The organism is Flavobacterium sp. (genome assembly GCF_043756175.1).
GTDB lineage: Bacteria > Bacteroidota > Bacteroidia > Flavobacteriales > Flavobacteriaceae > Flavobacterium.
Map to the genome: position 1 here is coordinate 34,646 of NZ_JAYURN010000053.1, position 14,138 is coordinate 48,783.

10 protein-coding genes and 1 pseudogene are annotated in these 14,138 nt (G+C 32.0%); 2 read left to right on the top strand and 9 right to left on the bottom strand.

Translation table 11 applies throughout. The features are described 5' to 3' along the window. From ACH2BP_RS03265 to ACH2BP_RS03280, 4 genes and pseudogenes are all read right to left on the bottom strand, one after another. Entirely contained in the window at window positions 1-666 is a 666-nt protein-coding gene (locus tag ACH2BP_RS03265) for a succinate dehydrogenase cytochrome b subunit (RefSeq protein WP_395056965.1), read from the bottom strand. 168 nt (window positions 667-834) lie between these two features. Further along, a complete protein-coding gene (locus ACH2BP_RS03270) occupies window positions 835-1,719 on the bottom strand; it encodes a hypothetical protein (protein WP_395056967.1) in 885 nt (294 codons plus the stop codon). Window positions 1,720-1,755: 36 nt separating this feature from the next. Next, window positions 1,756-2,394 (bottom strand): annotated as a pseudogene (locus tag ACH2BP_RS03275) (ChaN family lipoprotein); the annotation flags it as partial. A gap of 15 nt (window positions 2,395-2,409) precedes the next feature. Beyond that, window positions 2,410-2,610 (bottom strand): hypothetical protein, encoded by a 201-nt coding sequence (locus ACH2BP_RS03280; protein ID WP_395056969.1) that lies wholly within the window; start codon window positions 2,608-2,610, stop codon window positions 2,410-2,412. A gap of 60 nt (window positions 2,611-2,670) precedes the next feature. Between ACH2BP_RS03280 and ACH2BP_RS03285 the strand changes: the two genes are divergently transcribed. Beyond that, window positions 2,671-3,963: an aminopeptidase P family protein gene (locus ACH2BP_RS03285; RefSeq protein WP_395056971.1), complete on the top strand. Its 1,293-nt coding sequence runs from the start codon at window positions 2,671-2,673 to the stop codon at window positions 3,961-3,963. A gap of 96 nt (window positions 3,964-4,059) precedes the next feature. After that, the gene (locus ACH2BP_RS03290) at window positions 4,060-4,842 is read left to right on the top strand and encodes an alpha/beta fold hydrolase (RefSeq protein WP_395056973.1); all 783 of its coding nucleotides are present in this window, start codon (window positions 4,060-4,062) and stop codon (window positions 4,840-4,842) included. Between the two features lie 91 nt (window positions 4,843-4,933). Here ACH2BP_RS03290 and ACH2BP_RS03295 read toward each other — a convergent pair whose 3' ends face one another. The 5 genes from ACH2BP_RS03295 to ACH2BP_RS03315 form a co-directional block, all read right to left on the bottom strand. After that, window positions 4,934-5,320 (bottom strand): GxxExxY protein, encoded by a 387-nt coding sequence (locus tag ACH2BP_RS03295; RefSeq protein ID WP_395056975.1) that lies wholly within the window; start codon window positions 5,318-5,320, stop codon window positions 4,934-4,936. Window positions 5,321-5,381: 61 nt separating this feature from the next. After that, on the bottom strand, window positions 5,382-8,147 hold the full coding sequence (locus ACH2BP_RS03300; protein ID WP_395056977.1) for a PD-(D/E)XK nuclease family protein: 2,766 nt from the start codon (window positions 8,145-8,147) through the stop codon (window positions 5,382-5,384). 66 nt (window positions 8,148-8,213) lie between these two features. Then, the gene (locus tag ACH2BP_RS03305) at window positions 8,214-9,551 is read right to left on the bottom strand and encodes an OmpA family protein (RefSeq protein ID WP_395056979.1); all 1,338 of its coding nucleotides are present in this window, start codon (window positions 9,549-9,551) and stop codon (window positions 8,214-8,216) included. 104 nt (window positions 9,552-9,655) lie between these two features. Further along, complete coding sequence (gene kbl / locus ACH2BP_RS03310; RefSeq protein WP_395056981.1) at window positions 9,656-10,852, bottom strand: glycine C-acetyltransferase; 1,197 nt, start codon at window positions 10,850-10,852, stop codon at window positions 9,656-9,658. A gap of 31 nt (window positions 10,853-10,883) precedes the next feature. Continuing rightward, entirely contained in the window at window positions 10,884-14,057 is a 3,174-nt protein-coding gene (locus ACH2BP_RS03315) for a UvrD-helicase domain-containing protein (RefSeq protein ID WP_395056983.1), read from the bottom strand. Window positions 14,058-14,138: the final 81 nt, after the last annotated feature.

Consider the following 14,138-nt stretch of genomic DNA (forward strand, 5'->3'; position numbering starts at 1 on the left):
TTAATTATTAAAATGATGAAATAAAGCAATAAAAATAAATCCAAAAGGAATAATTATTGCAAACGCATATCCTAATTTATGTAATGATTTTGAAAATTTATTATTGAATCCTACAGATTGAAAAGAAGAATTGAAACCATGCCATAAATGCAAAGATAACAATAAGAAAGAAAGACAATAAATGCCCGTACGTATTGGACTTTCAAACTTTTCTGCTAGTTCATGAAAATATCTTGTTGGTTCAAGAGGATTAACAGCTACATATTTGTAGACCATTTCGGGAAACCAAAAATCGTAAAAATGCAAACCTAAGAAAGCCAACACCACAGAGCCTGAAATAATCATGTTTCTTGAAGCCCAAGAGGAATTAGAAGCTCCGTCATACTTAACATATGAAACTGGTCTAGCAGCACGATTTTTAAAATCTAAAAGAAAACCCATAATAAAATGAAAAATCACACCTACTATTAGAATGGGTTGAATAACGAATTGAACAAGCGGATTATTTCCCATAAAATGAGAAATAGAATTGAAAGTGTCTGGACTAAACACCGAAGTAAAATTAATGAAAAAATGCTGTGCTAAAAATAGCATCAGAAAAAGTCCCGAAAGAGCCATAGCAACTTTTTTTGCTATCGATGACTTCAACGTTGTTGATTTTGCCATAGTATTTTTGTTAATTGTTTGGTTTAAAAAAATTTAAACAAAAATAACTCAATTTGATTTCATCAGCAAATGTTAGTAGCTTATTTATAATGAATTTAAAATGGGTTTAACTTTTGTTGAATACCAAAAGCTAAACCCAATTAAAATAAATTTAATATTAAATTTATTTTATCTCACAAAACTAGGAATTAATCCTCGTAATCCCATATCTACAACGTTTTCTCCTGCGGATGGTTCATATTTTCCGTCAGCATTTACTTCGCTCCACTCGAAACTATTGTTAATAGAAAGCGAAAGTGTTACTTCAATATTACTTGTTTCTGTTCCTGTAATTACTAAATTATTAGCGAATTTCCCAGTAACCACACAAGAATTAGCAGGAATTGGCGACGTCGAAGCAATTGGATTAGGAACTGTAGTTGCGCCTGCTGGTGCTTGTCCTGATGTAGAATATGGGAATCCTTGGAGCCCAAAAGCCCAATAACCTTGGTCACGATTTCCATTTACCACAAATGGATAATTCCCTATATTGTGGGTTGTAATATAAGTTCTTGTCCCAACAAAACTTGCTAAAGTTCCAACGTAATTGGTTCCAGAACTTAAAACATTGATATTGTAATTTTGATATAAAAGTGAGCATCTAACCCATTCGTAACTTCCTGCTTGAATTCGGCTTAATGGAATGCTTAAAAACGCTTCGCCTTCTGCGACAATTTTTGCTTTGCTAAAATCGAAAGCATTCAAACCGCCAGCTGTAGTTTCTTGCCCACGATACAAAATTGTTCCCGTTCCTAATAGTGTTGTAGCATTTTGGGTGAGTTCTAAATAATGAGAGGCAATAGTATTAAATATTGGTGATTGTGCAGCATTTCCTGTGGCAACAGTTGATGGTTGTCCCAAATTATCTAATCGAATTTGGGCTGGGTCAAACTTAAATTTAATAATTAATTGTGGTTCTTGTGCTTGAGGAATTTCAGCTTCGTCGTCGTTATCTGTACAAGCGAAAAGTGTCAAAGCAACTATAGGGAATAACAATAGGTTTTTAATTTTCATAATTAAAGATTTTAGGTTTCAATATTAGACAAAATTTTAATTTGTTTTAGTAACATCTTCATCTACAACAATAATAAAATCTGCTCTATGAAGATTTTCTTTCTGAAAACGTATAATATTTTCTTGTATCACTGTGGCAATTGTTACAATTTTTAGTTTTGGTTCTTTTTGTAATAAATACCAATTAATTCCTTCAAAATAATCAGAATGATATGTTCTGTTGTAATGTATAAACGTAGTTTCGGGTTTTTTATTTTTCATAATAAAATAAGCCATTGTTGCGTCTTTTGAAGCTTGCGATTTAGGTAAATTTTCACCGCCATGACCCTCTGCCATAGCTAACATTTTTAAATACCCAGGTAATTTCCCATCGTAAGAAATTGGCATGGGTGCAATCCAAGATTTTTCTTCGACGGTAAGATTATCAAGTGCAGAAAATCCAATTTTGTAAACCAAACTAGCAAAACGACGCGGAATATTTGTGGCTATAAATGGAATTTTTTTTGTTTTAGCAAAATCTACTAATGGTTTGTAATTTGTTTTGTAGTTTGGCCATAATCTTGCGGTTGAATCTAATTGTTTTTGATTAATTTCTCCTTTCAAATACCGATCTAATTGTTTCTGATTATCGGCTTCAAGCATTTCGGCACCTAAAACGAGTTGCTTTTTTTTGGCTAAATCCTTTGTAAGTTAAAGCTGTAACCAATGAGCTATTGCATTATTATGTTCTTCACCAAACAAGACTACTTCGGCTTTTTCAGACGCTTTTAGCATGTCTTTATAACTTGCTTCTCGTCCGTTACCATCAAAAATTATAAAAGGTATTTTTTCCTGGCCAATTCCTTTTTGAATAAATAAGATTAAAGTCGATAAAAAAATAATTCGTTTCATAATTGCACTTTTCAAATTCAATGTTATAACTTTGGAACTTACAATAATAATCATTTCACAATGAAATATCATCAAATAGACAGAGATCTTTTCATCAAAAATAGAGCAAAATTTACAGCTCAGATGAAACCTAATAGTGTTGCCATTTTTAATTCGAACGATATATATCCAGTTTCTGCCGATAGCAGTTTGCCATTTGCACAACACCGAGATATATTTTATTTGTCCGGAGTTGATCAAGAAGAAAGTATTTTGTTGCTTTTCCCTGATGCGCCTTACGAACACCTCAAACAAATTTTATTCCTAAAAGAAACCAATGAGCATATTGCCATTTGGGAAGGAGAAAAACTAACTAAAGATCGTGCTTTTGAAGTTTCGGGCATAAAAAGTGTAATTTGGTTACAGGATTTTCATAAAACATTGAAAGAAATTATGGCTTATGCTGATACAATGTACATTAATACCAATGAACATTATCGCGCAACCATTGAAACTGAAACTCGTGAAGCCCGTTTTATAAAATGGTGGAAAGAAAGTTATCCAGCACATAAAGTCGAAAAATCGAATCCTATTTTGCAACGCATTCGTTCTATCAAAGAAAGTGAAGAACTAGATTTGATACAAACCGCTTGTAATATTACCGAAAAAGGATTTCGTCGTTTGCTGTCATTTGTGAAGCCAAATGTGATGGAATACGAAATAGAAGCAGAATTTATGCACGAATTTTTAAGAAATCGCTCTAAAGGATTTGCTTACACACCTATTATTGCTTCAGGGAATAGTGCTAATGTTTTACATTATATAGAAAACAATTTGCAATGTAAAGCAGGAGATTTAATATTGCTAGATGTTGGTGCCGAATATGCTAATTATTCTAGCGACATGACCAGAATGATTCCTGTTTCTGGACGATTTACCGACAGACAAAAAGCAGTTTATAATGCAGTTTTAAATGTAAAAAATGAAGCTACAAAAATGCTTACACCAGGAACTTTATGGAAACCTTATCAAGTTGAAGTGGGCAAAATAATGACTTCCGAATTACTTGGTTTAGGGTTGCTTGACAAAGCGGATGTGCAAAACGAAAACCCAGAATGGCCAGCATACAAAAAATATTTTATGCACGGAACTTCGCATCACATGGGATTAGACACACACGATTACGGATTATTACATGAACCTATGAAAGCCAATATGGTGTTTACAGTAGAGCCAGGAATTTACATTCCTGCTGAAGGTTTTGGTATTAGACTAGAAGACGATGTCGTAGTACAAGAAAAAGGAGAACCTTTTAACTTAATGAAAAACATTCCTATTGAAGTTGATGAAATTGAAAGTTTGATGAATTCATAATATTTGATATTAGATTTAAAACGGTTTGCAGAAATGTGAGCCGTTTTTGTTTTAAAATAATTCGTGAATTAGCCGTTAAAACTTACTTTTGTACTAATGAATAATTTCCTTTACAAAAACACAAAAATCTCCTATTTCGATGCTGGAAAAGGAACTGCTATAGTTTTACTTCATGGTTTTTTAGAAAATGCCACGATGTGGGATTCTTATATGGCATCGTTTACAGAAAAATATCGAATCATCACCATCGACTTATTAGGTCATGGCAAATCCGAATGTTTGGGATATGTACACACGATGGAAGACCAAGCTGATATGGTTTATGCTGTTTTACAACATTTAAAAATTAGAAAATCTGTTTTCGTAGGACATTCGATGGGTGGTTATGTTGCTTTGGCTTTCGCCGAATTGTATCCTGAAAACACTAAAGGGTTTGTCTTATTAAACTCCACTACTTATGCAGATGATCATGAGCGAAAAATAAACAGAAATCGTGCTATAAAAATGGCACACAAGGAATATGCTTCTTTAGTTCAAATCTCTATTGCAAATTTATTCAGCATAGACAATCGTGATAGTTTTATTTCAGAAATTCAACAAGTAAAAAAAGAAGCGTTAAAAACTCCTTTACAAGGCTATATTGCAGCACAAGAAGGCATGAAACTCAGAAAAAATAAAGAACATTTGCTACATCTTACTGCTTATCCTAAACTGCTTATTCTTGGTAAAAAAGATGGTGTTCTAAATTACGAAGACAACATTAAACAAATTGAAGGTACCAATGTGCAATTGATTTCTTTTCCTGATGGTCACATGAGTCACATCGAAAATCGTGATGAATTAGAAAAAGTATTATTGGTTTTTTTTAAAACAATCTAATTTTTATTTACTACAAATACACAAAAGTTTCTTGCTTATAATTCACTATAAATATTCACAATTCCTTTTGTGTCTTTTGTGGTAGATTTTTTTAAAATTCATCTAATAACTTATAATATTCATTAACAAAAGATTGTTGTCCTTCTTTATATAAATTATTAGTGTTGAAATTATATATAATTCCTTTAGGTGCTTTAAGCAATTTCATATAAGTTAGTAATTGAGCATGAAATATGGGTTGAATTTTTTCAACAGATTTGAATTCAACAACAATACATTTTTCAGCAAACAAGTCACATCTTAAATCAGTATCCATTTCTACTCCTTTATAAATAACTGGAACACTTAGTTCAGATACAAAAGAAATTCCTCTTTCTAATAATTCTTTTATCATGCACTTGTGATAAACACTTTCCAATAACCCAGGACCAAGAAATTTGTGAACTTCTATTGCTGCTCCATTAATTTGATATGACAAATCTTTTAAATCACTTTTACTTAAAATCATAATTATATTCTTTTGTTCCTTTTGTGGTTATTTAGACCTTTTCCTCAAAAGTAATCTCAATATTCAAAATCTCATTAATTAAAACAACTATTTCCCTTTTAAAATGCTCTAGAATTTCAGGTGTTATAATCGTGAAATTTTCTTTATCTTGTTTTATTCCAAAAGGTAAAAAACCAGCTTTCATATTCTTAAATGAAATGATTCCCGCTTCCATTTCTAACCCATTTGCTTGCTCTTCATACATAAATGCATAACAAAGCAACTGGATTATTTTATCATTTTTTACATCTAAAGTAAGTCCGTTCCATTCTTTGAGTTGAACGCTATTTTTTTCTACTTTTCCCGTTTTGTAATCGATGATTCGAATTTTGTTGTTTCTAATTTCTATTCGATCTACATTTCCAGCAATTTTTATTGGAATTGGCAAACTGTCATCTTCTAAAACTTTTTCTAACGGTGTTTCTAATGCTAAAACTTTCACCACATCTCCATTTGCAATTTGCTTTTTTTCTTCAATCAAAAAATTGAAAACATTGCGTTTTGCTACTTCAAAAGCCAAAAGATTCTTTCCTTTTTTAACCTCTCCTTCTTTATAAATTTCTTTAAATTGTTTGAGAACTTCCTCGTTAGCAAGAGCCAACATTTTATCTATATTATCAGTAGTCAAAAATTTATTAATGACTGGTTTGTATAATGCCTCTAACGTCTCATGGATAATCGTTCCTAAAGTGTTTAACGCGATGTTCTCTTCCACTTCTTCCGATTCTCGAATAGATAATATTCTTTGGAAATAAAATTGAATCGGATTCCTAATATAAGTAGTTAATGCCGATGGCGAAAATCCTTTTCCTGTTGCAATTTCTTTCAATCGATTCATTACCGATTCAGATTTTGGAATTACTATTGGTTTGGAAGCAATATTTGGTACAATTGGCTGAATAATTTCGTGAGTCAAATTGTGATTTGGTTGTTTTTCGACTTCCAATTGTGTGATAAATCGGCTTTTTTCCCCACCATCCAAACCGTCACTTTCGGTATTATAAAGCAAATAAATGTTTTTTGCACGTTGTAACAAATGGTAAAAATGATACGTGTAAATGGCGTCTTTCTCTTTATAAGTTGGCAAACCTAATTCTCGTTTTACATCGTAAGGGATAAACGAATTGACTGTTTTTCCTGCTGGAAATTTGCCTTCATTTAGCGAAGTTATAATTACAGTTTCAAAATCTAAAACACGACTTTCTAGAACTCCCATAATTTGCAATCCAAACAAAGGTTCTCCTTCAAATGAAACCTCAGCAAGATCGATAACTTGTTTGTATATGGCATACAAGGTATCTATGTTTTCTATGTATTCATTTTTAGAACAATAGGTAATTAGTTTGTTACTGACTTTATATATCGAATATAAAAATGTTTTTACCACCTTATCTTCTTCTAAACTTGAATCTAAATTTGCTTTAACGATTAATAATATTTTGGAAATAAGTTCTAATATTTCGATAGGTTTTTGATTCCATTTCTGAAAAAGTAATTCAAAAAGGTGGTTGGAATTTTCTTGAAACGAAATAACTTTTTGATGGGTTATAAATGTATAATTATTCTTTTTGATGGTGTAAATTACTTTCGAAGCATTTACATACGATTCGATAATTGGATTAGAAAGCACATCAAGTACATCTTTATAATAAAAAACATAACTAGACTCACTTCTATTTAATGCATTGTTGTGCATCTTAAACAACTTAGCAACCAACAATTGGATTGGGTTATTTTTACTAGAATACCCCATCGTGATATTCAAACTACCAACGCTTGCTGGAAGAGAATGTAACATTGGAATAAGCATATTTTCATCACCAAGCACTAAAGCGACTTTATCTAAAGAAGCATTCGGTTCTTCTAAAATTATTTTGTCAATTATTCCAGAAACAATTTTGGCTTGTCCAATGGCTTTTGCAGTACCAATAATTTGAATGTTTTTCTCTTCGGAAAAATTATTAGATATCCACTCAAAAGGATTGGTTTTATAATGAGACCATGTGTTTTTGAAACGTCGCACAAATAATCCCGCATCATGAGAAACATCGTTTAAAAATACCGAATCAATATCCCAATAAATAGATGCAATATCATTAGCAATAAGTTGTTGTACAATTTTTTCTTCTGCTTGATTTAAGGCATTGAAACCTGCGAAAACAATTTTTTTGTTTTTGAAATTAGAAATAAAATTCTCGAGATTGTTTAAAGCTTCTCTATAAATTAAGCCTTGATAGCCAATTTCTTTATTTTTTAAATGAGTATAAAACGATTCGTAATACAAAGGAAGTAATTTCCAAAATTCTAAATAATTATCTATTAATTTAGTTTTATCTTCAACATCAATCCCCCATCTTTTGATGACTTCGATGTCTTGAAGGTACGAAAACACGTGTTTTGGGTTTAGAAGATAACGATCAATTTCGTTAAAATCCTGTAATAATGTTTTTGACCAGTTAGAAAACTGTTCGAATGTTTGTTGATTTTCTTTAACTGTTACCGTTAAATAAACTGTATAAAATTCGAAAAGCAATTCTATAGAATCTACAGATCGAATGTTTGCAATGTCTTGAATAAAGTCTTCAATACTTGTAATCTCTGGCGCAAAAGTAAAGTTTGGAAGGTTTTTTTTAAATGCTTCGAGAAGAAATATTTTAGCTCTTTTGTTTGGTAGTATAATGGTTATTTCAGAAAGATTTTCTGTTTCGTTTGAAAGTAATTTGTCAACTAAGTTTTCTAAAAAAGTAGTGTTTTTCATAGAATATAAATATAAAAAAAACGCCTCGATAAATCGAGACGTTTTAAGAATTTATTTTGGAAGTGATTATTTAACCACTTTTACTTCTACTCTTCTGTTTAAAGCTTTTCCAGCTTTAGTTTTGTTTGAAGCTATTGGCATAGATTCTCCGAAACCAGCTGAAGTTAATCTAGATGCGTCAATTCCGTTTTCAACTAAGTAAGTTTTAACAGCAGCCGCTCTATTTTCAGATAAAGTTTGGTTTACAGTATCTTTTCCATCGCCATCTGTATGACCTTCGATAGAGAAGTTAGATGTAGGATATTCTTTTAATATTGCAGTCATTGCTTGTAACACTACAAAAGTTCTTTGTTGAAAAGTAGCTTTGTTAGTGTCAAACAAGATAGTTTTAGCATAATCGTTTAGCTTCTTGATAGCTTCTTCAGAAACTTCAGGACAACCATTATTTGCTACAGTACCTTTTACGTCAACACATTTGTCATCTTTATCAAGAACTGAATCTCCGTCAGTATCTGGCCATGGACATCCACCATTATCTCTTGGACCTGCAACTGTAGGACATTTGTCTTTCATATCTGCAACACCATCTCCGTCAGTATCAGGACAACCGTTTAAAGCAGCTAAACCAGCAACTTCTGGACATGCATCATCTTTATCAGCAATTCCGTCTCCGTCAGTATCAGGACAACCTTGGAATTCTTTTAAACCAGCAACATCTGGACAAGCGTCATCTCTGTCATATATTCCGTCACCATCTGTATCTTTACCACCAAATTTAAAAACAAGACCAGCTGTGTTTTCAAAAACTGAAGGAAGTTGGAAATCAGATGCAGAATTATATTCTCTATCAGTAAATGCTTTTTTGTATGTAGAAGCTAATGACAAACCAACTTGCTCAGTAAACCAAAAAGTTAATCCAGCTCCTATGTTTGCAGTACCACCAGATGTTTTACCCATCCAAGAATAACCTCCACCAACATTTACAGAAGGATCGATTACTTTAGAACCTATTAAACTCATTAAGCTGTATTTAATAGCTAAATCTCCTGAGTAATACATTGCATTTGGATTATCTACAACAACTGCATTTGGAGTTGGTCCAACCCAATTTACATATTTTGTAATTTTATTTACAGAACCTGTAAGTCCTACAGAAAAATTACCACCAACATTTCTAGAAACTGTTAAGTAAGAAACAGAAGGAAGAATATTCCAATTGTCTTCTAAATTAAAGAATTCTGAAAAGTGATCTTTGAAATTAAAATCTCTGTTACCAGCACTAGTTCTTGTGTCTATTGCATTGGCTCCGAAAGATATTGCCCATGGATTGTTGCTGTCTTGTGCAGAAGCACTTAATCCAGCAATCATCAACATGGAAACAAAAAGTTTGTTAAGATGTTTCATACTTAATTTTATTTGATTACATTACGTTATTGTGACAAAAGTAACTAGGAAATTATTAATTACAAAATGAATTGTTAAAAAAGTTAAATAAAAAGTGAAAAAATTTATTTTTTAATAATATTTAGCTCTTCTCCAACTTCTGTAAAAGCTTTGATAGCCTTGTCTAAATGGGTTGTAGTGTGTGCGGCAGACAACTGAACTCTAATCCTTGCTTTGTCTTTTGGAACGACTGGAAAAAAGAATCCAATGACATAAATACCTTTTTCTAGCAATTTTTCGGCCATGATTTGCGATAATTTTGCATCATAAAGCATTACTGGTACTATTGCAGAATCTCCGTCTATAAAATCTAATCCAGCTTTTCGCATACCTTCTTTAAAATAATTGGTATTCCACTCTAGTTTATCACGAAGTGATGTGTCTTTTTCTAACAATTCGAACACCTTGATAGAAGCTCCAACAATTGCTGGCGCTAATGAATTTGAAAATAAATATGGACGTGAACGCTGACGTAAAATTTCGATAATTTCTTTCTTAGCAGTTGTATAACCGCCCATTGCGCCACCTAAAGCTTTTCCTAATGTTCCTGTAATAATATCTACGCGACCCATTACACCTTTTGCTTCCAATGTTCCTTTTCCCGTTGCTCCTATAAATCCTGCCGCATGACATTCATCAACCATTACCATCGCATCATATTTATCGGCTAAATCACAAATCTTATCTAATGGTGCTACCAAACCGTCCATAGAGAAAACTCCATCAGTTACAATTAGCTTGAAACGAGACCCTGCTTCAGTTGCTTTGATTAATTGTTTTTCTAAATCTTCCATATTGGAATTTTCGTAACGGTAACGAGCTGCTTTGCATAGTCGAACTCCGTCTATTATTGATGCGTGATTTAAACTATCTGAAATTATACAATCTTCTTCACCTAATAATGGTTCGAAAACACCACCATTTGCATCGAAAGCAGCGGCATATAAAATGGTATCTTCCGTGCCATAAAAATCGGCAATCTTTTTTTCAAGTGTTTTATGAATATCTTGGGTACCGCAAATAAAACGAACCGAAGACATTCCGAATCCATGAGAATCTAAAGCGTCTTTTGCTGCCTGAACTACTTCTGGGTGCGATGACAATCCTAAATAATTATTGGCACAAAAATTAAGAACCGTTTCACCGTTAACAGTAATTTCGGCTCCTTGTGGTGAAGTAATAACTCTTTCTTTTTTGAAAATTCCGTTTTCTTCGATTGTGTTTAATTCGTTTTGTAAGTGTTGTTTAATTTTTCCGTACATTTTTATGTGTATTTGGTTATTCGTTTATTTTTTACAAATGTACTATTTCTAAATTCTCTCCTATATATATGAGTGATTTTTTCTGCACATTAAATCCCATTTCTATCAAAGCAGATTCATACTCTTTTAGTTGGTTTTCGTATTTAGGCTGATGTTTCCCCGTCTTATAATCCAACAAGTAAGCATTTTGTCCAGAAATAGTTACACGGTCTGGCTTGATGGTTTTCAAATCTTTTTTAATAATAGATTGTTCATTAAAAACTTTAGCATTCTCATCAAAAAAGTCTTTTAATTCGGGATTAAAAATGATTTCAGTAATCGTTTTTTCTACTTCTTGTTGTTGATTTTCGGTAATAAGTCCCGTTTCTAATGCTTTTTTTATAGCTAATGAAATATCATTTTTGGTTTTTACTCCAGCTAAAATTTCATGCAAAACATTTCCAAACTCAATGGCTTTTTGTTGGTGTGTTCCCCACATGAGTGATTCTCGTTGTGCGATTTTTATAGCATTTGGATTAATGACTGAATTTACAACTTCGATATTTTTCCGTTTGGCTTCTAATGGTTTTTGTTTCGAGACTCTTTTTGGATTGCCAAACTCGTAATTCAAAATATTTGAATCGAAATTTTTGTAATCTTCTAAAAATTCAATAAAAAACGAAGCCGAATTATTAGGAAAATCACCAGCTTTATTTCTTTCTTTTATACTAGAAATGATGTATAATTGTTCTTCAGCACGCGTTAGCGCCACATATAAAACATTAATATTATCTAATAAATCTTCCTGTGATTTCTGATTGTAAACCGAAGCGGCATTTTCACCATATTCAGTTACTTTGCTAGATTTGTCTATTAGAAATTTATCAAAATCTAAATCGTCAGACTGAGAATCAATCCACATTTTTTCTCGTTTGGGTGCACTATAATTTTCTTCGACAAAAGGGAAAATAACCACTGGAAATTCTAATCCTTTCGATTTGTGTATCGTCATAATCCGAATCGCATTAGATCCTTCGGCAGATGGAATACTTAGTTTGTGACCGTTTTTGTCCCAATAGGCTAAGAAATCGGAAATACTCATTTGGTATTTTACATCACGCTCTAAAACAATGTCTAAAAAATATTGCACATAGGCATTATTGTTTTTAGGATTGATACATTTTGCTGCAATCAATTCAGCAATTTCGTACAATGATTTTCTTCTAATGTCACGAAACGAAAGAGATATTTCGAAATTATACAACCATTTTTCGAGTTCAATTTCCTCTTTGTGCTGAATTCCTTGGTAAATAAAATCGTGTGTTTCAATATTATTTTCAATGTTTTGATCCAAATAATACAAACCATTGGCTAATGATTCGATATCATTTTTATCGTTCAAATATCGAAGCATATTCAGTATAAACTTTACTTCTGATGAAGCATTTATCAATAAACTTTCCGACGAAATAACTGGGATGTCATTTTCGGTCAAGTAATTTGCCAATAAAACGCCATGTTTATTATTTCTAGTAAGTAATACAATTTCGTTAAACGAAAAACCTTCCCCTTCTACTTTTCTGATGGTTTGCAAAGTAGTTTTAAGATAAATTTCATTTTTATTGATGTTTTCTTCGTCTTCTTCTGAAACAAAATCAGCATCAGATTCTGGAATGAAAGAAATATTTACATAACCTCCGTTTTTAGAATTTGATTGCTGAAAACTATAATTTTCATACAAATCTTTGTAATCTTCGTTAGAAAATTTTTGTGATAAAAACTTAAAAAAATCATTATTAAAGGCAATTACCGTATCGAAACTTCGATAATTTGTTTCTAAATTAAAAACCTCTTTGTCTTTATTACTAAATGGATTTTTAGACTTAGCCAAATCGATAAACTGTTCTGCTTTTCCGCCACGCCAACGGTAAATAGATTGTTTAGGATCTCCAACAATCATCAGAGAACCTTGAATTCCTTGCAAATCTTCGCTCGAAAGTGCATTATCTATTAATGGAATGAGATTTTGCCATTGCATTTCGGATGTATCCTGAAACTCATCGATAAAAAAATGCTTGTACTTTTCGCCCAAGCGTTCGTAAATAAATGGTGCTGGTTGGTTTTGAATGTGTTCGAAAATCAGTTTATTAAATTCCGAAATAGACAAAATGTTTTGGTCTTCCTGAATTTTTGCCAATTCGTTACTTACGGTATTTAGTAGTGAAAGTGGTGTTATGTTTTTCAGAAAGGCTTGGTAAAACATATGTTTTTCGGCAATAGCATTGATGTTTTTTAAATTATCTAATAATTGATTTGCAATTGCATCGACTGCTTTTTTTTGAGTTTGAGGTGTTTTTGCTGAATATCGTTTCCCTTCTACTTCTTCTAGATACTTATAATGCCCGGTATGTTTTATGATTTCCCCTGAAGTTAATTTCAAAAAATGCTTTGGCACATAACTCGAATAAAAGGAGCTAAATTCTATTCCATTATTTTCTATTAACGCAATAGATTGTTTCGCTAAATCAATACTTTCTAATTGCAATGTTTCGGACAATAAATCCATTTTTTCCTTAAGTGCAATAAATTCTGGAATGGTTTTGTCTTTGAGTGATAGTATTTCTTCTCGATAATTTTCATTGAGAACTAATCTTCCTGTATTCATGATTTCGCTCGAAATATCCCACGATTTGTCGTCGTCGGTTTTTTCCATTGTAAAATCGATGAGTAATTTGGTTATTACTTCATCTTCTCCAGCCTGCGCAACAATAGCATCTACTGCTTCTTGCAATAGATTTTCGGTATCTAACGAAACATCAAATGTGATTGGCAAACCCAAATCGAAAGCAAAAGCACGAATGACTTTGTGGGTAAACTTATCGATAGTAGAAATATCGAAAGCCGCATAATTATGAATTATGTTTTTTATTATTGCTTGTGCTTTTGTTTTAATTTGAAAGGGATTCAGATTAATTTCTTTTGCTAAATCATTCATCAATTGAATGGATTTATCAGATGGATTATCTTTAGAAAAATCGAAAAGACTGTCTATAATTCTGGTTTTCATTTCGAAAACAGCCTTGTTGGTAAAGGTTATGGCAAGAATATTTTTGTAAGCATCGTTGTGTTTGGCTTTTAGAATAATTTTTAGATATTCTTTGACCAAAGTGTATGTTTTGCCCGAACCGGCTGATGCGTTGTATGTAGAGAATGCTGGTGTTTTCATTTTATAACTACGAATTATCACGAATTATCACGAATTCGTAATGTTGAATTAAAATACTCAGTTTTGTTTTATTATCAAGAC

Excerpts from the sequence above, each read along its gene's own strand:
- ACH2BP_RS03270 (WP_395056967.1), bottom strand. The coding sequence starts at position 1,719 with ATGAAAATTAAAAACCTATTGTTATTCCCTATAGTTGCTTTGACACTT.
- ACH2BP_RS03280 (WP_395056969.1), bottom strand. The coding sequence starts at position 2,610 with ATGAAACGAATTATTTTTTTATCGACTTTAATCTTATTTATTCAAAAA.
- ACH2BP_RS03265 (WP_395056965.1), bottom strand. The coding sequence starts at position 666 with ATGGCAAAATCAACAACGTTGAAGTCATCGATAGCAAAAAAAGTTGCT.
- ACH2BP_RS03300 (WP_395056977.1), bottom strand. The coding sequence starts at position 8,147 with ATGAAAAACACTACTTTTTTAGAAAACTTAGTTGACAAATTACTTTCA.
- kbl (WP_395056981.1), bottom strand. The coding sequence starts at position 10,852 with ATGTACGGAAAAATTAAACAACACTTACAAAACGAATTAAACACAATC.
- ACH2BP_RS03290 (WP_395056973.1), top strand. The coding sequence starts at position 4,060 with ATGAATAATTTCCTTTACAAAAACACAAAAATCTCCTATTTCGATGCT.
- ACH2BP_RS03305 (WP_395056979.1), bottom strand. The coding sequence starts at position 9,551 with ATGAAACATCTTAACAAACTTTTTGTTTCCATGTTGATGATTGCTGGA.
- ACH2BP_RS03285 (WP_395056971.1), top strand. The coding sequence starts at position 2,671 with ATGAAATATCATCAAATAGACAGAGATCTTTTCATCAAAAATAGAGCA.
- ACH2BP_RS03315 (WP_395056983.1), bottom strand. The coding sequence starts at position 14,057 with ATGAAAACACCAGCATTCTCTACATACAACGCATCAGCCGGTTCGGGC.